Annotated in this window: 21 protein-coding genes, 5 pseudogenes and 1 riboswitch; of the genes and pseudogenes, 15 read left to right on the forward strand and 11 right to left on the reverse strand. The window is 39.8% G+C overall.

Features of this window, described 5'->3' with window-relative positions:
* Positions 1-6: 6 nt before the first annotated feature.
* Positions 7-885, reverse strand: coding sequence for a DMT family transporter (locus tag NYE22_RS12070; protein WP_342412758.1), 879 nt, complete (start codon positions 883-885; stop codon positions 7-9).
* 101 nt (positions 886-986) lie between these two features.
* On the opposite strand from NYE22_RS12070, the gene NYE22_RS12075 reads away from it, so the two are divergent.
* Positions 987-1,859 (forward strand): LysR family transcriptional regulator, encoded by an 873-nt coding sequence (locus tag NYE22_RS12075; protein ID WP_021481419.1) that lies wholly within the window; start codon positions 987-989, stop codon positions 1,857-1,859.
* Between the two features lie 117 nt (positions 1,860-1,976).
* Here NYE22_RS12075 and NYE22_RS12080 read toward each other — a convergent pair whose 3' ends face one another.
* The 3 genes and pseudogenes from NYE22_RS12080 to NYE22_RS12090 all read right to left on the reverse strand — a co-directional run bounded on the left by NYE22_RS12080 (position 1,977) and on the right by NYE22_RS12090 (position 3,622).
* Positions 1,977-2,771 (reverse strand): DUF817 domain-containing protein, encoded by a 795-nt coding sequence (locus NYE22_RS12080; protein WP_077671333.1) that lies wholly within the window; start codon positions 2,769-2,771, stop codon positions 1,977-1,979.
* A gap of 105 nt (positions 2,772-2,876) precedes the next feature.
* Positions 2,877-3,130: pseudogene (locus tag NYE22_RS12085) on the reverse strand (helix-turn-helix transcriptional regulator).
* Positions 3,131-3,139: 9 nt separating this feature from the next.
* Positions 3,140-3,622, reverse strand: a complete 483-nt coding sequence (locus tag NYE22_RS12090) for a DUF2975 domain-containing protein (protein WP_160244965.1) — start codon at positions 3,620-3,622, stop codon at positions 3,140-3,142.
* Positions 3,623-3,968: 346 nt separating this feature from the next.
* On the opposite strand from NYE22_RS12090, the gene NYE22_RS12095 reads away from it, so the two are divergent.
* The 8 genes and pseudogenes from NYE22_RS12095 to NYE22_RS12130 all read left to right on the forward strand — a co-directional run bounded on the left by NYE22_RS12095 (position 3,969) and on the right by NYE22_RS12130 (position 8,483).
* Positions 3,969-4,880, forward strand: a complete 912-nt coding sequence (locus tag NYE22_RS12095) for a VanW family protein (protein ID WP_015714063.1) — start codon at positions 3,969-3,971, stop codon at positions 4,878-4,880.
* Between the two features lie 101 nt (positions 4,881-4,981).
* The gene (locus NYE22_RS12100; RefSeq protein ID WP_342412759.1) at positions 4,982-5,479 is read left to right on the forward strand and encodes a hypothetical protein; all 498 of its coding nucleotides are present in this window, start codon (positions 4,982-4,984) and stop codon (positions 5,477-5,479) included.
* Positions 5,480-5,583: 104 nt separating this feature from the next.
* A pseudogene (locus tag NYE22_RS12105) lies at positions 5,584-5,818 on the forward strand (hypothetical protein); the annotation flags it as partial.
* Positions 5,813-5,967 (forward strand): annotated as a pseudogene (locus NYE22_RS12110) (YoaP domain-containing protein); the annotation flags it as partial. The pseudogenes NYE22_RS12105 and NYE22_RS12110, both read left to right, overlap by 6 nt.
* Before the next feature lie 58 nt (positions 5,968-6,025).
* Positions 6,026-6,149 (forward strand): annotated as a pseudogene (locus tag NYE22_RS12115) (hypothetical protein).
* 56 nt (positions 6,150-6,205) lie between these two features.
* Complete coding sequence (locus NYE22_RS12120; protein ID WP_342412760.1) at positions 6,206-6,661, forward strand: YdhH/YoaO family protein; 456 nt, start codon at positions 6,206-6,208, stop codon at positions 6,659-6,661.
* A 122-nt stretch (positions 6,662-6,783) separates the two neighbouring features.
* On the forward strand, positions 6,784-7,962 hold the full coding sequence (gene oxdD, locus NYE22_RS12125; protein ID WP_041520472.1) for an oxalate decarboxylase: 1,179 nt from the start codon (positions 6,784-6,786) through the stop codon (positions 7,960-7,962).
* A 215-nt stretch (positions 7,963-8,177) separates the two neighbouring features.
* Positions 8,178-8,483 (forward strand): membrane protein, encoded by a 306-nt coding sequence (locus NYE22_RS12130; RefSeq protein ID WP_004399414.1) that lies wholly within the window; start codon positions 8,178-8,180, stop codon positions 8,481-8,483.
* A gap of 336 nt (positions 8,484-8,819) precedes the next feature.
* Here the strand turns inward: NYE22_RS12130 and NYE22_RS12135 are convergent, their stop codons facing one another.
* Both NYE22_RS12135 and NYE22_RS12140 read right to left on the reverse strand, forming a co-directional pair.
* Positions 8,820-9,503 carry an SOS response-associated peptidase gene (locus tag NYE22_RS12135; protein WP_004399422.1) on the reverse strand — a complete coding sequence of 228 codons (684 nt, stop codon included), beginning with the start codon at positions 9,501-9,503 and terminating at the stop codon, positions 8,820-8,822.
* Between the two features lie 256 nt (positions 9,504-9,759).
* Complete coding sequence (locus NYE22_RS12140; RefSeq protein ID WP_286316286.1) at positions 9,760-10,797, reverse strand: polysaccharide lyase family 1 protein; 1,038 nt, start codon at positions 10,795-10,797, stop codon at positions 9,760-9,762.
* Between the two features lie 172 nt (positions 10,798-10,969).
* Here NYE22_RS12140 and NYE22_RS12145 point away from each other — a divergent pair, with 172 nt between their 5' ends.
* On the forward strand, positions 10,970-11,647 hold the full coding sequence (locus NYE22_RS12145; RefSeq protein ID WP_004399503.1) for a YoaK family protein: 678 nt from the start codon (positions 10,970-10,972) through the stop codon (positions 11,645-11,647).
* A gap of 269 nt (positions 11,648-11,916) precedes the next feature.
* The gene (gene exlX, locus NYE22_RS12150) at positions 11,917-12,615 is read left to right on the forward strand and encodes an expansin ExlX (protein ID WP_015714055.1); all 699 of its coding nucleotides are present in this window, start codon (positions 11,917-11,919) and stop codon (positions 12,613-12,615) included.
* A 36-nt stretch (positions 12,616-12,651) separates the two neighbouring features.
* Here the strand turns inward: exlX and hpaB are convergent, their stop codons facing one another.
* Positions 12,652-14,103, reverse strand: a complete 1,452-nt coding sequence (gene hpaB / locus NYE22_RS12155) for a 4-hydroxyphenylacetate 3-monooxygenase, oxygenase component (RefSeq protein ID WP_015714054.1) — start codon at positions 14,101-14,103, stop codon at positions 12,652-12,654.
* A gap of 334 nt (positions 14,104-14,437) precedes the next feature.
* On the opposite strand from hpaB, the gene NYE22_RS12160 reads away from it, so the two are divergent.
* Positions 14,438-16,123 (forward strand): methyl-accepting chemotaxis protein, encoded by a 1,686-nt coding sequence (locus tag NYE22_RS12160; RefSeq protein ID WP_064911703.1) that lies wholly within the window; start codon positions 14,438-14,440, stop codon positions 16,121-16,123.
* A gap of 115 nt (positions 16,124-16,238) precedes the next feature.
* Here NYE22_RS12160 and NYE22_RS12165 read toward each other — a convergent pair whose 3' ends face one another.
* Together NYE22_RS12165 and NYE22_RS12170 are read right to left on the reverse strand one after the other, a co-directional pair.
* Positions 16,239-16,532, reverse strand: coding sequence for a YozQ family protein (locus tag NYE22_RS12165; protein ID WP_014477001.1), 294 nt, complete (start codon positions 16,530-16,532; stop codon positions 16,239-16,241).
* Positions 16,533-16,575: 43 nt separating this feature from the next.
* Positions 16,576-16,698, reverse strand: coding sequence for a hypothetical protein (locus NYE22_RS12170; RefSeq protein ID WP_014477000.1), 123 nt, complete (start codon positions 16,696-16,698; stop codon positions 16,576-16,578).
* A 68-nt stretch (positions 16,699-16,766) separates the two neighbouring features.
* On the opposite strand from NYE22_RS12170, the pseudogene NYE22_RS12175 reads away from it, so the two are divergent.
* Both NYE22_RS12175 and NYE22_RS12180 read left to right on the forward strand, forming a co-directional pair.
* Positions 16,767-16,884, forward strand: a pseudogene (locus tag NYE22_RS12175) (hypothetical protein); the annotation flags it as partial.
* Positions 16,885-16,972: 88 nt separating this feature from the next.
* Positions 16,973-17,377, forward strand: a complete 405-nt coding sequence (locus NYE22_RS12180) for a UPF0715 family protein (protein WP_015714052.1) — start codon at positions 16,973-16,975, stop codon at positions 17,375-17,377.
* 372 nt (positions 17,378-17,749) lie between these two features.
* Here NYE22_RS12180 and NYE22_RS12185 read toward each other — a convergent pair whose 3' ends face one another.
* Positions 17,750-18,043 carry a hypothetical protein gene (locus NYE22_RS12185; protein WP_029318081.1) on the reverse strand — a complete coding sequence of 98 codons (294 nt, stop codon included), beginning with the start codon at positions 18,041-18,043 and terminating at the stop codon, positions 17,750-17,752.
* 66 nt (positions 18,044-18,109) lie between these two features.
* A complete protein-coding gene (locus NYE22_RS12190) occupies positions 18,110-20,152 on the reverse strand; it encodes a molybdopterin oxidoreductase family protein (RefSeq protein WP_342411875.1) in 2,043 nt (680 codons plus the stop codon).
* Between the two features lie 147 nt (positions 20,153-20,299).
* Positions 20,300-20,391, forward strand: a riboswitch (SAM riboswitch).
* An 83-nt stretch (positions 20,392-20,474) separates the two neighbouring features.
* Here NYE22_RS12190 and NYE22_RS12195 point away from each other — a divergent pair.
* The gene (locus NYE22_RS12195; RefSeq protein WP_029318083.1) at positions 20,475-21,509 is read left to right on the forward strand and encodes a 2-hydroxyacid dehydrogenase; all 1,035 of its coding nucleotides are present in this window, start codon (positions 20,475-20,477) and stop codon (positions 21,507-21,509) included.
* Positions 21,510-21,519 lie beyond the last annotated feature (10 nt).

Genomic DNA, 21,519 nt, shown 5'->3' on the forward strand with positions numbered 1-21,519 from the left:
TATCATTCACACTTTCCGTCGTGAAAATGTAAATGTATTCATAAAAATCCCGCAGCATATCAGCAGTGCGCCGAGGATAATGTTGATAGTGATCTGTTCGTGCAATTGCAGCCATCCAAAGAATAGGGCCAATACGGGAACAAACATTAATGCCATGGATGCTTTTGACGCTTGGATTTGATTGAGCACCCAAAACCATACGACAAAGGTAAAGCCGGTGGAAAGCAAGCCATTAAACAGCAATGACCACACCGCCTGATATGTCCACTCGGCTGAAGGGACCGGCTCAAATATAAAGGAAAACACCAATAACATGACGGCTCCCATCATAAGGTGCCAGGCATTCATGTGAATAATATCGATATGCTTGAATTGTAGCTTGCTGAACACATTCGCGATTCCCCAGCTAAGCGCTGCCGCAAGTACGCACAGCTCCCCAAATAAAGCACTTTGATCGATATTGAGCATTTCCTTTCCAAATATAAATAACAGTCCGAAGAGGCCGCAGACCAGTCCCATCGTTTTATTCACATTCATTTTCTCGTTTAATGAAAAATGGCTGATCACCGTAACAAATATAGGCATCGTATATACCAAAACAGAGGTTTTCCCTGAATCGACAAACTGCATTCCATATGTCAAGATCCCCATATAGCCCAGCCCCATCAACAGGCTCATGATGATATAGCTTTTGAGATGTTCTTTTTTAATTGAAAGCTTTTTTCTTTGGATGAAGAGAATGAGAAATAAAGGAACTGCTCCGATGAACAGGCGCAAACCCGAAAATAAAAGCGGGGGGATGTCATGAATTCCTACTTTCATCGCAACCCAAGTATAACCCCAAATAAGTGTGACAGATATGATTCCCAGCATAACTTTTACCATAATGAAGCCGCCTTTCTTGTTTAAATATCGTGCTGCCCTTCTATCATATGTTACATTTATGTATAACTGAAATACATTTTTATTATTGGGGGTATAACCAAATGGTTATGAACATGAACCATCTTCACATATTTGTAAAAGTCGGGGAGAAATTAAATATTACAGAAGCGGCAAAAGAATTGTTCATCTCTCAGCCGGCGGTAAGTAAAGCGATAAAAAACCTGGAGAGCTCACTGCAGCTCAAATTATTGATCAGGGATAAACATCATGGTTTAATGCTGACTGACATCGGAAAAGAAATATTGCTGCTGGCGAGGCAAATGAAGGGAATTGAAAGCAAAATATATCAAGTAGCCAACCGGGAAAACAAGCTGTTAAACGGGAAGGTGAAAATTGGTTCATTTCCTGCAGTTTCAACAAATATCATGCCACAGGCGATTGCGGCATTCAGATCAAACTACCCGCTGATCCGCATAGAATTGATCGAAGGAACCTCTGACCAAATAAAAGGATGGGTTGAAGATCGGACGGTTGATATCGGGATCGCAGCATCTCCATTTGAACCGTTTGAAAATCAGCTATTGTGTAACGACTATATGGTGGCCGTCATCCCGCCGCAGCGTGACGAATTAAAACTTGAAAAGCATGTCGACCTTGAAACATATCAAGATGACCTCATTTTTTGTAAAGGCGGTCATGAAATCGCGATGTCAAACGCATTTTCGCAATACAACATCGAATTAAAGGAAAACTTAACTGTGCAAAATGCCGAAACCTTGATTAATATGGTCAAAAATAACTTGGGTATCGGCATCATTTCAAACTTTACACTTTCATCCGTCCCGCATCAATTGATTAAAAAGGACATCTTTCCTAGGGTCACACGCGATATTGGCGTCATCGTACATTCATTTGAAGAGATAACGCCGGCGGCGCATGAGTTTGTCAAAGTGTTGAAAGCAGTTGTAATCTGAATCAGTTATCGTGTTGCGATGAAATTTGAAGAAGATGAATACTCACCGGCAGAGTTACATAAAAGAAAAAAGCAACCATTTGAACGTTGCTTTTCACTCTATTTGTGACCTTGTATGCTAAGAAAAAGATTCATCCATCTCTGCCTTTGTGGGACTCTGCTCCTTAACTTGTTTTAATGATGCTACTATAAGAAAGCTAACAATCACTAGCAAGAGCCATGAACTTACCTTTCCAAGGTGTACGAGACTCCATGTATCGATTTGGTTTGGATATTTCCAAGCTCCAAAAAACGTAGCGATATTTTCCGCTATCCATATAAAAAATCCGATGAGTACAAAAGAAAGTGCGAGCGGCATACGGTAACGAGCTCCATTCACCTCGTATGTAACCCATGTTTGCCAAAAGACAATGATGACAAGCCCTGATAACCACCATCGAATGTCTATAGAAAAATGGTGGGTGAAAAAATTCAAATAAATCGCTGCGGCAAGCGGAACAACTGCAAAAAAAGACGGCCACTTAACCAGTTCAACCTTAAGCCTTCTCCATGCCTGGCACAAATAACTGGCTACACTTGCGTACATAAAGCCGCTATACAAAGGTACTCCAAATATTTTGGAGTATCCTTCTTCTGGATAAGACCAGGAGCCCATATGGACTTTAAAAAGTTCCAGAGCAAGCCCAATAAGATGGAATAATGTGATCACTTTTAATTCATCCCGTGTTTCAAGACCGGAACGCACCATCCACAATTGCATGAGAACGCAGATAATGAGCAGCCAGTCATATCGCGGCAAGAAGGGCAGTGGGATGATTTGCGTAATAGCCAAAGAGGCAAAAATAACGGCAGGAAACAAACATGAAAGGGCTTGTTCCCAGCCAAAATGAACGATTTGTTTTATTGCTCTCATGATATATGCCTCCTCCATAGTTGTGTTCTTCGTGTATGGAAGGGACGCTTAGTATAGCAGCTAGATGGATATAAGTTTATGTCCATAAGCTCACCGCCAATCACTTTATTTTTCTGTTGATCTTACATATTTTTTTGCGAATCCTGTGTGGCTTCATCACTTCGGTATTCCAATATATCCCCGGGCTGACATTCTAAAGCCTTGCAAATCGCTTCTAAAGTTGATAATCGAATAGCCTTTGCTTTTCCGTTTTTCAATATCGAAAGATTAGCCATGGTGATGCCAACTCTCTCTGAAAGCTCTGTTACGCTCATTTTCCTCTTAGCAAGCATCACATCAATGTTGATAATAATCGCCATGTCATCACCTCAGACCGTTAAGTCATTTTCTGATTTTATATCTATCGCTTCTTTTAACAGTTTTTGAAGAACAGCAGCAAAGACCGCAATCACCATTGAAGCAAAAATAATAATCAATCCGATCACAATGATACCCGGGGCGTCGTCTATCTCGGCCATCAGATAAAAGACAGGCATGCCTGCTGCGTAAAAGATACTGATAGTGACTGCGCAGTATTTTATATTCTTCAAAGCTCTTACAGACAAACCCGAGAAAGCTTTGTTTTTGTCAATATAGCTTAAAAGTTTGAACGCTTGATAAAGAGCAAAGTAAAAAGGTATCGCCGTTACATACAAATAGATGAAAACGAGATATTTTATATAAGCGATATTTGGAAATAAATCCGCTGAATAGTTGGCTATCTTAGGCACTAAAAAAATGCATAAAGCAAGAATTGGAATTCCAATAAGAACCAAAGCTATCTTTAAAAAAATTGTCGACATTCGATTCATAACAAGCACCTCATTTATTTGTTGTCTAATTGAATATAACAAAAAAGTTATCGTTTCTCAATAAAAAAATATTGATATGGATTGATTTGTTGTTGTTATAGGAGACCCTTTTCATTTTTGACAAGACAAAAAAACATCCCTCATCACTGGGAGATGCTGAACTACTTCAAACTTGCCGACTGAATGAACCGTTTGCCTCAGTGAGCTCAGGGATCGGTGTGAACATAAAGCTAAGCTCTTTTATGAAGGTTTTTATCAACGTCTAAAGATTCAAACAAACGATGGGAAGAAATACATCAAAGGATAAGCGGCTGTTCATACTAATGATCGGGAGGTAAACCGACTTATGATACAAATTTTGATCACTGGTCTTTTTTTATTGGCTCAGCCGAGTGAGCCGCAGGACAGTTTAACGGTCACACAGCAAGGACGGACGATTGCCACTGTTAACCGTGAAGACTTTACAATGCCTCTTCCCGGCACTCCAATGGTTGACTATGAAAAATACAGTAAATTCATCAAACAGCTTGATCAGAAAGTGTACCGTGAGCCGATAAATGCTGTCCTTAACGATCATGGAAGCATCGTCCCGGGCAGGGTTGGCTACAAACTGTATCAACAGGCGTTTATGGAAAAGTTTTATGCGTATTTTTATGGGCAAGGTCCCTCCAAGATAGAAGTGCCGGAAATGAACATTTATCCGAAAGTTGACAGCGAGCTGCTAGCTCACATCAGTACGCAGCAGCTTGGTCAGTACGTGACGTATTTTAACTCAAGCAATAAAAGCCGTTCACACAATATTTCTCTTTCTGCAAAAGCAATCGACAATCACGTTGTTTTCCCTAATGAGACGTTTTCGTTTAACCAAGTTGTGGGAATGAGAACTCGGAACAAAGGATATAAAAGTGCACCCATTATTGTAAAAGGGGAGTTGTCTGAAGGTGTAGGAGGAGGAATTTGTCAGGTGTCCTCAACTCTATTTAATGCCGTTGATCGTGCAGGACTGCAGATCGTTCAACGCTATTCTCATACTAGAAGTGTACCATATGTACCGCCCGGACGGGATGCGACGGTAAGCTGGGGAGGTCCTGACTTTCGCTTTCAAAACCAATATAACCAACCAATCTTAATTCGGGCAAAAAGGTATGGGGGAAGTATGATTATTACGCTATACTCTTCTGATGTGATAAACAGCAAATTGAGAAAAATCCCCAAGGCTCCATCTCGGATACCGAAAGAAATAAATGCAGAGCAGTAAAAGACAAAACCTCAGGTAAGGTTTTGGTTAAGAGAGCTTGTAGATTGCTCAAAATCAATTCTTTAAGGAGCAGCCAGTGAAAGGAAGGAGGGATAAATGAAGTGAAAAGGGTATTATTTTCTGTAATTGTTTTTACAGCAGTTGGATTTACGTTTTGCCAATCAAAAGCGCATGCCCTGACTTTTACGGTGTTGCCTATTACACAAAAAACAGACCAGTGGTCAGTAAAAGTAAGTGAAGCAAAAAATGTAAAGGAATTTGCGAGACCTCAAAAAGGAGAATATCAAGTATATTCCTTGGAAGTCAAAAATATAGGGGAAAAAGCAGCTACAGTGGATGTGCAATTGTATAGAAATGACCCTGATTCAATCACAAGGTTTTCACTTTTTGGATGTCCCGATGCAAATTGTGTCAAACCAAAAGAAGATTCTAAAATGTTAGCTGAAAGTTTAAATGATGGCTCACCGCTGAAGTTCAATCATTTTATGCTGGCAGATAAAGCCTCTGAATTAGAGGTTCTCATTATTTGGACACAGAAGGGGCAAGAAGGACGCAATTTAAAACAGACCTTTAAATTCACTGAAGATGGCGTTAATTAGACAGTAAAGATGGAATGGCTTTGATGATTCGATCTCTTACTTTGCCTGAGGAAAAAACGAAAATAATTGTTGGAAAACCAATCATAGCTGAGTCAAATGTCAAAGTGACTGTGATTTATGACTATAGAGAAGAACCAGAGGAGGCTTTTTGGATACACTTATCCGATGGGAGTGAAATGTTTCTCGATGATCACAAAGTCTTTATGAAATACGAATAGAGACTTTGTGAATGACTGCGCATTTCAGCGTAACATTTTACTGATAATGACAGTGACACCTAAACAAGTGCAGCCCGTTTCATTATTAAAAATCTTTAATTTCGAAATTTTCACAGTTCAATTTCAGTCAATTCAGTTATCATCAAAAGAAGAGGAACAAAAGTCACCAGCTATTTGGACAACTTTTAGCGTTTTTTTGATGGGAGATTTGTGACTCACGAGATCATGAGTATAAATAAATTTGAAAAGTTACTTAATACACTAGCTTGATTTTTAATAATAAAAAGCCATTTTAAGGTTCTTGACTCAGTGAAACAAAAGAGCTGTTATACGTTTTAATCTTGTCTTTAGAGAGCGCTTTAATTTAAGTCAAAAGTTTAGACAGTCATCTGTTAGATCATTAGCTCTTTTATTTTCTTTTCAGTAACATTTTGATCATATTTTCCTACTAAAGAGTTAGGGAAGTGGGGAAAAGCATGAGAAAAAAGAACAATATAAGAAATGGCTATTGATCATTGCTGGATTCTTGATCATCTGCATCATCACATTATTTGTAATGGTATCAGGAAACAAAGTGAAATATGAGGGCAGCGGGAAAAGCGGACTGTGGATGTCTAACCTTGAAAAATCAGACAAAACTTCAATTGGACCTAATTATTTTCTAAATCTGTATTGGCAGGGGAGTAAGAAGGACGAAAAGAGGACTGTTGTTGAAAGAATTACTCTGTATGTTGATGGCGAAAAGTATCAAGATGATAACGTAGATGAGTACGACTTATCAGAGTACACAGGTGATGAAATGCCAGGTGGGGGACGCATGGAGGACCATATTGCCACCTTTGATTATATGCCTGAAGATGAAGTGATAGGACATGATGTATTAGTAAAAGTGGAGTGGAGGACAGGCCAGAAAAAACAGACAGAAGAAATCAAATTACATAAGAAGCCATGGTATAAAAAATAGCTTATTCGCTGTATTTGTGATCACATTGGTGGTCACTTTTTTATTTGCGGATTCCTAGGCACAGCAATCTAAGATTCTGCATAGGCTGAAATAAAATCTTGTTCATTTCTAAAACGAGGTGCATGCTGTTGGAACAACAACCAATCAATCATGAAGACAGAAACGTGCCGCAGCCTATTCGAAGTGATGGAGCTGGAGCTATTGATGCAGGCCCGCGAAATATAATACGGGATATTCAAAATCCGAATATACTTGTTCCGCCTGTTACAGATGAGGGTATGATTCCTAACTTGAGATTTTCATTCTCAGACGCTCCCATGAAATTAGATCACGGCGGCTGGTCAAGAGAAATCACCGTAAGACAGCTTCCGATTTCGACTGCGATTGCAGGTGTAAACATGAGCTTAACTGCGGGAGGCGTCCGTGAGCTTCATTGGCATAAGCAAGCGGAGTGGGCTTATATGCTTTTGGGACGGGCACGTATCACCGCTGTTGACCAAGACGGACGAAATTTCATTGCTGATGTTGGTCCCGGCGACCTTTGGTACTTCCCAGCAGGAATCCCGCATTCCATACAGGGATTGGAACACTGCGAGTTTCTGCTCGTATTCGATGATGGAAACTTTTCTGAGTTTTCAACGTTAACCATTTCAGATTGGCTTGCACACACACCAAAAGACGTTCTGTCTGCAAATTTCGGTGTCCCGGAGAATGCTTTCAACTCTCTTCCGTCTGAGCAAGTCTATATCTACCAAGGGAATGTGCCGGGATCAGTCGCCAGTGAAGACATTCAGTCACCATATGGAAAAGTCCCCATGACCTTTAAACACGAGTTGTTAAATCAACCCCCAATTCAAATGCCAGGGGGGAGTGTACGAATTGTGGATTCTTCTAACTTCCCAATTTCAAAAACGATAGCCGCTGCACTTGTTCAGATTGAGCCTGGCGCGATGAGAGAGCTTCATTGGCATCCCAATAGCGATGAGTGGCAATATTATCTAACAGGACAGGGACGAATGACGGTATTTATCGGAAATGGGACTGCCCGCACATTTGATTATAGAGCAGGCGACGTTGGATACGTGCCTTCTAATGCCGGACACTATATACAAAACACTGGTACAGAAACATTATGGTTTTTAGAAATGTTCAAAAGTGACCGTTATGCAGATGTGTCACTCAATCAGTGGATGGCATTGACGCCTAAAGAATTAGTGCAAAGCAACTTGAATGCTGGATCAGTCATGCTTGATTCTCTGCGTAAGAAGAAAGTGCCTGTTGTGAAATATCCCGGTACGTAAAGACTGAACCGATCACACAGTGGTCTTAAAGTAACTAGAGCTGGGTGTTGGCCTGTGTTTTATTAAATCCCTATATATACGTTATGTAGGGTTTTTCTGCTTGAATCGTATTGTAATGAGCTTTAAAATGTTAATGTGGAAATGATAACCATTCGATAATGGGAATTCAATGGCCGATTTCTACCAGTTTGATTGGCTTTAAAGGAGGACAAGAAATGAAAGCACTCATATTTTTATCCAGTTTGACTGCCATTGGGAGCTCTATATTGGGGCGATGGTTAGGGATGCTGGATGATTCTTATGCTGTTGGCGATGCTTGGTTTATAGGTGTTTTAGCTGGATTGATTTCACTTCTAATATTGATTGATAGTCAAACGATGACAAAGAATTACATAGTAAGTTTAAGTACGATACTAGGCATTCTTGGAGTGGGATTTATATATTTTCCAGCTGCATTCATCAACATATTATTAAGTATTACACTGGATAAACAAAAGAAAGAAGACCTTCATGTAAGATGAAAGAAATTTCATTTAATTCTTAGGAGGGAAAGTGTATGGATTTACCTCTATGGGCTTATATCATATTTGCAATCACAGGTGCGGCAGGATTCATAAGTTTAATGTGGTTCAGTTTTTTTGCTGACAAAATAGAAAAGTGAAGCGATTTTATAAAAATGTAAACTATTTTATATGAAAGGGATAACATTGCTTATTTAAGTTTACATAATAAAATTATTTCAAACTGATATCGAAAATAACTAATTGATCTATGTACTAAATATTCATAACTACTAGAGGGATTGGCACCTAAGGAACAAAGCTATTTGACAAGTTCTTGCTAGAGAATTTCAATCACTACATATGATTTTCTGCATCAAGAAGCTCAGCTGAATTATTTTTAGGTGAATTTACTAATGATGAAACCTGGTATGCTTCCATGTCATCAGCATCATAAGGCAGCAGCAAACTTTGCAGATAATCAGGGCTTGTATTTTTGGGGTTAAGCCACTCCTTTTCATGATCATGGGCCAATATAACCGGCATTCGGTCGTGTATATCTTTCATGAACTCATTAGGCTCAGTTGTTATGATAGTGCAGGTATAAAGAGGGTATCCTTGATGTGTGCTCCACTTTTCATATAAGCCAGCAAACGCAAAAAGAGCAGATGATTTCAATTTGATCCGCATTGGGATTTTGGTTTTGGAATCAAGCCGTTTCCATTCATAAAAACTGTCTGCTGGTATGATGCAGCGTTTGCTGACAAGCGGTCTTCGAAAGGCCGGTTTCTCGGTAATTGTTTCGGCTCGAGCATTGATCATTTTATAACCGATCTTTTCATCTTTTGCCCAAGGTGGAATAAGTCCCCATCTAAGCTTGCCTAAGCGATTATTTGATCCATCATTGATGATTGCAAGGATGTTTTGTGATGGTGCGACATTATAGCTTGGCTGGTATTCACCTTTAGGAAAAAATTGATCGATGTCAAATTGGTCAATAATATCATCAAATGCAGAGTACAAAGTAAACCTGCCGCACATATCCATCATCCTTTTTAGGGGTTTTTGAATAGTTTGTGGGACGAACGTTCATTTAATACAGGTCCAGAACAATGATTTCTTTTCACTTGCGATAAACTGGTATAATAAGAAAGCCAGTTAAGAAGTTATTGTGGAATAGAACATATGCTTTTTAGTTTGACCGACGCTGGATCTTGATGGAATTACAAGGATCGCTTAAAAATAGCCTATAGTATAAAAAGAGGCACAGCGTTTTTAACGCATGGCCTCTTTTATATCAGTAGCCAAATACCAGAGTTGTACTTTGTGATCCGGCATATTTCGTGACAAATTCTTTTGTATATTCCGGCGTTTGGACACGATAGCTATAGTTTGAACCGGGATTCCAAGAAGTCAGCGGAGAGGTTTGCTTGTTGAGTGATGGATAGCTGCCTATGTCTTTGAAATAACCAGTGCCCTTGTCGTCAAGGATGCCGCCTTTTTCACTGCCTTTCCCAAAGTAATTATATTCGGAATATATTTTTGCTTTTGTAGCAATTGTAATCGCCTGGTTAAAATTATTGCTGTAATTGTTTTTAACATGAAAGTAACCGTATCTCATCAGACCTGGGCCTCTAACATACAAGTTCTCAAAATAATTATTGGCGATTGTCATGTGGGGGTAGCCGTCATATTGATGCTGAGAATCATCCGGGTATCCTAAAATCAAACCGTATTTATGATTCGCAAATTTTGAGTTGCTGATCGTGATATAATCTGCGGATTTTCCGATATACACGAGTTTGTCCAAGTCGCTTCCGCTTGCATTATAGCTATGACCTGAGAATGTGACGTGATCAATCCAATAGTTCATACCGGAATCTAAATAAAGCTGGATATCATTATTTCCGTTAATCTGCGGACTGTGTTCAAACGTTAAATTTTGAAAAATGACATTTCCAGAAGCTGATGAAGTTGTTAAATAAATATTTTTCAGCGTTTTTTTCGCGTAAGAGCCCACGAGTGTTTTATTTGAGCCAATGGTAACTGTTGTTTTCGCAGATGCGGAAAGATCATTTTGAAGCACTAAAATTTTCGGAGTGGATCCTCCTAGATGGGTTTTTAAATCATTTACGCTTTGAATGTAAACAATCTGCCCGTTTTTTCCACCCGTTGTGCCCGTTTTAGAGATGCCTTTTTCATTTTTGGCATTTCCGGCAAAACCTAAAAGGCCATTTGTTGAGGTATTTGGAAAATCGACTGCACCTAATGCTTTTCCAGGCAAGAGAACCAAAAACAAGCTAAAGACGGTGAACCATAAAAAAAGTCGTTTCATCACAATATGCTTCCTTTCAATTTTAATTTCCTTGCGGGGATTATTATTACAGTTAATGGAAAGGAATGATAGGTTCTATCTTCCTAATTAATGTTGGGTTACTTAAAAAATAGAGATTGCGCCAAAAGAAGACATACTAACAATTGAAATAGAAGAAAGGATTGATACACCGTTGACTGCAGCAGCTTATCGAAACACCTTGCTATCACTTTTATGTTTAACAGCTGGAATCGTGGATGTAATCGGGTATTTAAGCCTGGGACATGTGTTCACAGCTAATATGACTGGAAACATTGTATTATTGGGGTTAGCTATCGGCAAATCCATTCAGGTCACTGTTTTTAATTCCTTGACTGCGCTAATCGGATTTATATGCGGCGTGATCATTGCTACATTGATGGTCGGAAAGGCGGAAAATACCCTTTGGCCTTCTGCTGTGACAAAAGCCCTCGCACTTGAAGCATTCATTTTGTTTGTCTTTGCTTGTCTTTCTTTTTACCGGGCATTTGTTCCTGTGCACATTCTGATTATACTCATGAGCATTTCTATGGGGATTCAAACTACAGCAGCAAAAAAACTGGGGATTGCAGGTATTTCTTCAACTGTGTTGACCGGCACTTTGGCTTCTCTTTTAGAGGATATATCCGGCCGTTTGTTTTTTAAGAAGCAAAAGAAGACTTTCTTAAGAGATACTGTGTTAAGAGCACTGGCTATTATTTTGTATTGTGTAGGGGCTATTATTGTTGCTCTGGCTGAGCCTGATTTTTATCACTTCATTATTTGGGTTCCGATTGTGCTGATCTTTGGCATCATGATGACAGCTAAGTTGAAACTGAGCGGGGAAAAATAGCTTTTCCTGTATAGCTGTTATCAGGCCAACAGCCTGTTTCATTTCGTTATTGAAGTGCGAATTTTGAGAGGGAAAAATAAGACATTTGGCTGAAGTGCACATTCGTTCATTTGTATTGGCTTTTTCATAAGTACCTACATTTGATATATGAATGATAGTGAATTTGCCTTAAAATCATCTATGAATCTATTTCCTCTTTCAAACCAGATGGATTGAGTCTTATAATGATAATGATTCTCATTTGAAGTCTGGTTTGAGGAGGACCAAATATGAAAAAGATTATGAGTGCATTTGTTGGTATGGTTTTGTTGACGATCTTCTGTTTTTCCCCGCAAGCTTCGGCAGCATATGACGACCTGCATGAAGGTTATGCAACGTATACAGGGTCAGGTTATTCAGGAGGAGCTTTCCTGCTGGATCCCATTCCTTCCGATATGGAGATTACTGCAATAAATCCGGCGGATCTCAATTACGGAGGAGTAAAAGCAGCACTTGCCGGCTCTTATTTGGAAGTTGAAGGGCCAAAAGGGAAAACAACCGTATATGTTACTGATCTTTATCCCGAAGGCGCTCGGGGAGCTCTTGATCTGTCACCTAATGCCTTCCGTAAAATCGGCAATATGAAAGACGGAAAAATCAATATTAAATGGCGTGTTGTCAAAGCCCCAATCACCGGCAATTTCACCTACCGGATCAAAGAAGGCAGCAGCAGGTGGTGGGCAGCAATCCAAGTCAGAAATCACAAGTATCCTGTTATGAAAATGCAATATGAAAAGGATGGTAAGTGGATCAACATGGAGAAAATGGACTATAACCATTTTGTAAGTACGAATTTAGGGACAGGTTCTCTCAAAGTCAGAATGACTGACATCCGCGGAAACGTTGTGAAAGACACCATTCCAAAGCTGCCTGAAAGCGGAACGTCCAAAGCCTATACAGTACCGGGCCATGTTCAGTTTCCTGAATAAAAAATACGAAACAGCGGATCTTTTCCCGCTGTTTTTTCATTGTTCTGCATCTGCATGTAAAAATGTTTTAATCATGTTCAACTGCTCCTGCTTTGGATAACTGGTATACAGCCTGCTTGAAATCCGAATAGGATCTCCGAAAAAATATCTTTCGTAGTGAGTTTGTCTAGTTCCGAATGAACTCATTGTTAAATCCCATGCCAAACGGAAAATTTTCACACGTTCTTCAGCATTTGTATTGGTTGCTTGAAGATATTGGTCAAGATCTTCCCGTATCTCTGAGTCAAATGCATTTTCGGTAGGCAGTGTCACCATTCCGCTAGCTCCAATTAATTGTATGATTTCAGTAAATCGAGGATATAGCTTAGGAATGATCGTACTGATGACTTGAAGAGGAATTAAACAGGGGCGCATATAGCCGAATTCATCTAACTGAGCATCATTTTCCGATTTGTCAATGAGGGCTTTGATTGTTTCCAATCCCACAATGATTTCTGAGAGCTTTTCTTGGATGTGCTGATATTCGGAAACATTAATGGTGTCGACAAGAAGCTGTGCAACACCTAATAGAAATTCAATTTTTATCATTTGCCTAATGACAACCTGGTGAAAGGTAAAGGCATGAAAAGAGCTTTTTGTCATAAAATCTTTAGCTGCTTCCACATTATCGTAAAAAAACACACGATTCCACGGCACTAACACATGATCAAAAACCACAATTGAATCCATTTCTTCATACCTTGAGCTTAAGGGATGATTAAAGGAAGAGTCGCTTAATACAAATGATTCTCTTGTGATGAATTTTACGCCTTTTGTATTAGAAGGGATTGAAAAAGCATAAGCTTCATCTGTTTCAAAGAAAAATTTAGGCGCTGAAAAAACCAAGATTTCATCGGTCAATCCGCCTTGTGTTGCAAGCAGTCGTGCGCCATGAATCATTAAACCTTTTTCGGTTCTATCAATGACTTTAGCAGATATCGGTTTTTCACTTAGCCCAAAATAGGACTGTGACCGGTTCACTTGCGGAGTAATGAATGTATGGGTAAAAGAAAGGTCATGCTTAGCAGCTTGTTCATACATATCTAGTATATGTTCAGGAAAGCAATTCTCTTTATCTTTTAGAAGCTCCGCTGACGAAGCAAAGCTCATCATAACCGTATTCATGTAATCCGGACTTCTCCCCATCATTCCGTGAGTATGTCTAGCCCAATGTTCAATCATGGTCCTTCTTTTTTTCAAATCATTTTTGGTTTTAGGCTGGAGATAGGAAAGGCCGATTCGATTATGATCTCCAGGAAGGCAATAAGTCATTTCATGTATTAACTCATCCTTTGTTTGCAATTCATAAAGTGAGCTTTTTGTTTTGATTATTCCTTTAAATGCAGGATGCTCAGAAATGTTACCCTTTATTTTTTCGCCATCATACCATATTTCGTTTTCTAGTTTATTCAATCGGTCAATGAATTCTTTACCATTGATGATCCCCATTTAAGTTTCGCTCCTTCATATTATGCTGCGTATTGTATTATATTTTCGAGAAAACAGCCGGTTCAGCCAATTTGAGGTGGGAAAAGCCTTTTTTGTATGCCTAATAGAAAATGAGAATAAGAGTGACTTATACGACAAAAGACAGTAAATTTTTCGTGAAGCCTTTTTGAAGATTTAGAGCCGTAAAGAATTTGCTTATTCATATGAAAATAGCACTATAAAACTTGATAACACGTGTCGATATTATGGACATGAGCGTAAGCGAATTGGATTCAAACGCGCTTGAACATATTTTATTTCAGCCATTACATTGTGCGGAAAGGGAAAACGACACATGAAAGTGAAAACAAAATTGCTGGGGATTATATCAATATTAGTTGTTTCAATTATTGGAATTGGAGGCTCCTCAGTATTTATGATTTCTTCTACTGTGAAAAAGAATGAAGAACTTAAAGACAAAATGGAATTCCAAAAAGAGATAAAACACATCCAATATGAATTGACCGGGTTATCAAATGATGAAAGAGGCTTCTTGATTACCGGAGACAAAGAATACGACGAGGGTATGAAGGAAAAAGCAGACGATGTCTTAAAGAGCCTTGACCGGGTTAATGACTTGATTGATGAAGAGAAGTATCAATCCAATATTGAAGACATTAAGACAAGTTTTACTCAGTATAGAGCTTTGAATCAGCAGGTAGTAACAGCCTACTCTTCAAATCCTAAAAAAGCAGAAACCATCCATTTTGGAGAAGAAAGAACATTAAGAAAAGAAGTCGTAGATCCGGCTGTCAATAAGCTGTCTGATCGCCTGGATCAAGAGGTAGAGGATCTAAAGGATGAAATACGGGGCAATGGGAAAATGAGTCAATCGCTCATTATCATTGTCACAGGGATATCAGTAATGTTAGGCATTGTTCTAAGCATAATGCTGTTAAAGTCCATTATGGTGCCACTAAGAAGCATAAATAAGCAGCTAGAGGAAATTGCTCATGGCGAGGCTGATTTAACCAAAAAAGTCATAGTGAAAAATAAAGATGAATTTGGCCAGCTTGCCAAATCTTTTAATTCTTTTACTCATTCATTATCTCAAATTGTGAAGCAAATCAGCAGTTCATCTGAACAAGTCGCCGCTTCCTCCGAAGAATTATCGGCAAGCGCAGAAGAATCAAAATCAACATCTGAACATATTTCCCGAGCCATGCAGATGGCTGCCGAAAGCAATGTGAAACAAAGCTCAATGACAGAAAAGAGTGCGGAATCCATTACTGAATTATTAGACAGTATATCATCTGTTGCTTCAAATACAGGGAACATAGCGGATCTCTCTTCTTCGATGAGAGACAAGGCTGAAATAGGCTCTAAGTCCGTCAACAAGATGTTAGATCAGATGAAATTCATTGATAAATCTGTAGATTCAGCCGGCAATGGATTACAGGCATTGGTAGCGAGCACAGCAGAAATCAGTGATATTTCCTCGCTTATCACGACGATTTCAGAGCAGACCAATTTGCTGGCCCTAAACGCAGCGATCGAGGCGGCCAGAGCCGGAGAGCAAGGAAAAGGATTTGCCGTGGTGGCTGAAGAAGTTCGGAAATTAGCGGATGAAACAAATAAATCAGCAAACCACATCCAATCGGTGGTAGCGACCATCCAAAACGAATCGATAGAAACGGTAAATAATATTAAAGTTGTTCAAGAAAATGTGAGCTCAGGTATTGTTCTTTCTCAAGAGACAACAGGAAATTTCAATGAAATACTGAACCTGGTGGAACAGGTCACTTCTCAAATACAAGAAGTTGCAGCAGCAACTCAACAGCTTACTTCAGGCGTTGAAGTGATTCAGCACACAGTTCATACATTGGCTGCTGGTACAAAAGAAACGTCAGCAAATACAGAAGCGGTTGCAAAATCATCAGAGGAACAGCTACATTCAATGGAGGAAATCTCCTATGCCGCAGAATCTCTATCTCAGTTGGCAGAAGAGCTTCAAACCGTCATTAATCGTTTTAAATATTAAACAGGCTACTTACGTGCAACCCCCATCTTATTCGGTGGGGGTTGGCTACTTTTACTGTGGTTGTTTCTACAAACGGAGCTAACTGACTTCTTTTAAGTTAGCTCCGTTTGTATGGCTAGTCCAAATTTTGATCGATCGTTCCTTCAAAATAGTCATCGCTCACCTGTTCATGAGTTTCAGCCAATCCTTTTTCCAATTGCGTGCTTCCTTTATAATCTGAGGGCTCAAAGTATTTCCCGGCTACATCTGTTGTGTCATTTTTGTTTTCTTTGTTATGAGTTTGTGTTTCAGTGTTTACACTTTCTGTCTCAGTATTGCTGCTTATAGATTGCTGAAAATCATATTCCTTGTCTAATGAAGAAAATCTTTTATAATCATCAGGTCTGTCTGCACCGTTTTTTTGAGTCACTTTACTTCCTCCAGATTATTGATATTTTAGTGGGGGTAAGAACTTATTTCGTTCTTTTAGGATCAGAACCATGTTTTTTAGGATCATCTGCTTTAAAAGCTGTTTCAGTCTCATGGTCATTTCTCATTTGTTCAATACTTGAATTTTGAATTCCCTTTTTACTCATTGGTTTCACTCCTTTACGAAAAGTGTTGAATATCAACTCTTCTTATTTTGTCTGTTGATCAGGTATTCATTCACTTTTTTCATTCGCGCTTTCGCCAATTAGGAGATGCGTTTTCATGCCAGCGTATTATCTAATAAAAGAACGTCATTTTTGAAACCTTTTATTAGCGCATTGCGTATAGCACGTTGGGGAAGACATCTCGATAAAAGAAATACAAAGGTTGTGAATTTATACTAACAGCACTGTGAATAAATCAAACAAGGGGGGTGAAAAAATGAAAAAAATCGCATCATATTATTTAATGACATTAGGGCTATCCAGCCTTACATTTGGTTTGTTTTTAGGGTTTTATTCTTTCGTTATGTATGGCGATATGATAATTGCATTGTTTACGGCAGCAATTGCTTTATTATACGGTTTTGTGGTGTATGGCCTTTTTGCTGTTCCGCTCCAAATGAAGTTGCAGAAAAAAGCGAGAACATTCAATGTCATGTACCTATTGATTTACAGTGTGGTTGCTTTTATCGCAGCTTTCCTGTTTTTTGTTATCAATGAACCTGCGTCAATAGCATGGACATTGCAATCGTACTTTTATTATATGTTAAGTATTGCGGCTGCAGTGATTTACTGGTTATGGGATTCTCTGATCCTTTATAAACGTACAGCTTCCGGTGTATAGGCTAATTTTTACCAATCGGAGAAATATGGAGGTTCAATAAAAATTCAGGATCTAAAAGCTTTAGGTTTCATATTTTTTAAAAAAATCCTCCGCGGATAAAGGCGCAGTATGGGGGCATAATGAGAGCACACATTCGAACCGAATAGGTTTTCTAAGTGTTTTACGATACATACGTTCATCAAGAACATCACGTCATCAAAGGAATATAAAAACTATTGTTGTGGAACGGGCATCTCGAGCCGTTTGAGGAAAGAACATAGATAGTGGTTTATCGTTTTATCAGCGCTTATAGAACAAAGTTTTGGTGGCGGTCAATCCATAAAGCTAAGAGAGGAGAGCGTGACAATGAATCTCGCTCTCCTCAGATTTGTTTTATTCACCCTGATGTTTTTCAACTAATGTGAATGTCCAATCTTTTAACATATGTTTCTGTACATATTTTTTTCCGTTTATTTCAATGTAAGGCAGGTCTGCCGTATCTCCGGCTAACTGTTTTGCTTCAGTCGTTGTTATTCCTAAAAAAAGTCCGATGTAAAAGTAAATATCCCGTTCTTTTATAAGCAAGATATCATTTTGTTCATTACCTTTGGTTTGGTTCCTCTGCTTTAAGCCTTCACCGATAAAATATCCTGCCAAAGCAATACCAATTCCTAAAAAAACGTCCATGTGTATGCCTCCATTATGTCAATGTTATGTTATACGGGCTTGGCATACTCCGGGTTTCATTATTTTTCAAACCTTTTCAATCTGTACACGGCCTGAAAAAAAGGTGGCGCCGCCGCTCATATCGGACAATCGGTCTGGGGTTAGCGCGTTTACAAGCTGTTTTTTTCCTTGTTCATCCGCCCATAATCCTTGGCTGACAACGACACCTGGCAGCACTTGTTCTCCAACTGCAGCGGTCAGCTGGCATTCTCCTCGGCTGTTCCAAATTCGTACAGGTGCCCCATCAACGATTCCGTGTTCTTCAGCATCTTTTGTGTTGATAAAGAGCTTTGGCGTCTTTTCAAGCTTGATGTGTTTTTCATTATTGGAAAATGTTGAGTTTAAGAAATTATGGTTTGGCCCCGGAACATACATAAACGGATGTTCATTATCGGTTACAAGAGGTGTATATGTCGGTAAAGCAGGGAAGCCGTCTTGTTTCATTTTTTCTGAATATAATTCTATTTTTCCGCTTGGCGTTGGAAGTTCGCCCGGAAACAGCGGCTTTTCGCGTTTTGCTTTCATAAATGAATGCTTAGCAAGTGCATCGTAATCAATCTCTGCCAAATGCGGATTATCTGGATGGTCAAGCGCCTGGCGGATTAATACTTCATCTGAATCTTTAAGCTCCTGGTCTGTGAATCCCATGGCTTCAGCCAGTAATCGGAAAACCTCAGTGTTAGACTTGCTTTCCCCATATCTCTCAATCACCGGCTGCTGAAGCTGAATGTAATGGTGCCAGTAGGAGGTGTAAAAATCAGTATTTTCAAAAGCGGATGTTGCAGGCAGTACAATGTCCGCATATGCAGCCGTTTCCGTTAAAAACAAATCATGAACCACAGTAAACAAGTCTTCCCGCAGCAAGCCCTGTCTGACTTTGTTTGCTTCGGGCGCGACGACGGCAGGGTTCGTTCCGTAAATACATAGAGAGCGAATCGGCGGGTCTGTTTCCAAAAGCACCCTGCCAAGCTGATTCATATTAAACGACCTCGGGGTGCGCCCTTTCAATAAGTCGGGCCGCTGCAAGGCATTTGTGTTATATTCTAAAATTCCGCTGTTATGCTTAATTGCGCCGCCCCCTGTGTGCAGCCATTGGCCGGTGATCGCCGGAAGACAGGCAATCGTCCTTACAATCATCCCCCCGTTATCGTGATGCTGGGGTCCGTTTCCGATTCTGATAAAAGAAGGGGAGGTTTCCCCGTACATTTTTGCCAGTCGGTAAATATCTTCGGTACTGACACCGGTGATCGTCGATACCTTTTCAGGATCATATTGTTTCACGTGTTCACGGAGCTCTTCATAGCCAACCGTGTACTCGGACAGAAATGCTTCATCATGAAGGTTTTCTTTAAATAAAATGTGCATGATGCCAAGAGCAAGTGCACTGTCGGTTCCCGGCTTTATCGGAATAAACCAATCTGCGAGACGTCCTGTTTGATTTTTATGCACATCGATCACGACAATTTTGGCACCTTGTTTTCGCGCTTTTTGGGCGATCGTAATTTGGTGCATGTTTGTGCTGACCGCATTGATTCCCCAAAAAATAAATAGTTTTGTATGAATGGTTTCCTCAGGGTCGATTCCCGCGCTTATGCCCATTGTATATTTATAGCCTTCAGATCCCGCTTTGCTGCAAATCGTCCGTTCAAGCTGGCTTGACCCCATGCGGTAAAAAAAGCGGCGGTCCATTCCTTCAGCTGTCAATTTCCCCATGTTTCCGTAAAAGCTGTAAGGAAGTATGCTTTCAGCTCCCTCTTCATCAATCAGCTGTTTCCAGCGGGAGGTGATCGTATCGATTGCCTCTTCCCAAGAAATCGGTTCAAATATCGCTTGGCCTTTCGCACCTGTTCGTTTGAGCGGTGTTGTCAGCCGCTTTTCATCATAGATGCGCTCCGTCATATTCCGGACTTTGTTGCATATGTTTCCGGCTGTGACAGGATGATCAGGGTCTCCTTGCATTTTTACGATTTTCCCGTCTTTTTTATGTATTAACAATCCGCACTGATCCGGGCAGTCCAGCGAGCAAACGGATTTGAAAATGCCGTTTTGTTGTGTGGCAAAAGATTTCATGGCCCAGTTCCTCTCTCTAGTTAGATATTTTGTAAGAATTATAACATTTCGGATGATAACGTCAATTCTGAAAAAAGAGATTGACATCAATCTGAGACTTCTTTATGATAAACGTATTCTTCATTCTGAAAATTACATACTCAACATTTTCTATCCAGAGAGGTGGAGGGACTGGCCCTATGAAACCTCGGCAACATTATTGTGCCAATTCCAGCAAGCGTCAGCTTGAAAGATAGGAAAGCAAGGTTTATACCGGCGTCTGCCTGTAACAGAGCGCGCCTATATATGAATCTCTTTCCATCTGCGGAAAGAGATTTTTTTTATGAAAAATACGATGAAAAGGATGTTTTGCACCATGACGGTTTTGGTTACAGCACCGTACAACGAAGAAGGACGAAAAGAGCTAGAAAACTTGTTTGGCTCAGTTGCTTATCAATCTTGGAAGGAACAAGGCCGGGCATATCGGGAAGATGAACTCATTCAGCTGCTAAAAGCAACAAATGCGACAGGCTTGATTACTGAGCTTGATCAGGTAACAGACAGCGTATTTGCTTCTGTTCCCGAACTTTCATTTGTCGGTGTTTGCAGGGGAATGCCCTCCAATGTGGATGTGGCAGCTGCTTCAAAAAGAGGCATACCTGTTTTTTATACACCAGGGCGGAATGCACAAGCCGTTGCTGAAATGTTTATTGGAAATGTGATTACCTTTCTCCGCCATACCAGCGCCTCGAATCAATGGCTGAAGGATGGAGAGTGGGACAGTGATTACCTGCAGGCTTATGTCAAATTTAAAGGAAATGAGCTAACAGGAAAAACGGTTGGCATGATTGGGTTCGGCGCAGTCGGGCAAAGGATTGCAAAACTGCTGACTGTGTTTGACTGTAAGATAAAATATTACGATCCATACATTCAAGACGATCATCCGTTGTATGAAAAAGCATCTCTTAAAACGGTGTTTTCAGACAGCGATATCGTTTCTGTCCATCTGCCTCGCACTGAGGAAACACTCGGACTGATAGATCGGCAATATTTTGATCTGATGAAACAGAGTGCGATTTTCGTTAATACTTCAAGAGCAGTTGTTGTAAACCGTGAAGATCTTTTATCTGTATTAAAAGAACATAAAATCAGAGGTGCGATATTAGACGTTTTTTATCATGAACCTCCAGAGCAATCAGATTATGAATTGATTTCATTGCCTAATGTTCTGGCAACACCGCATCTCGCTGGAGCAACATTTGAAGTGGAGGATCATCACGTGACGATACTGAATAACGCCCTCAAAAAGTGGAAGGGTGAAAAAACTCTTAATATTCCGACAATGTATAACAAGGACGAACTGAAAACAGGGGTATAAAAAAGGAGGC

The organism is Bacillus sp. FSL K6-1560 (genome assembly GCF_038592935.1).
In the GTDB taxonomy this organism is placed as follows: domain Bacteria; phylum Bacillota; class Bacilli; order Bacillales; family Bacillaceae; genus Bacillus; species Bacillus subtilis.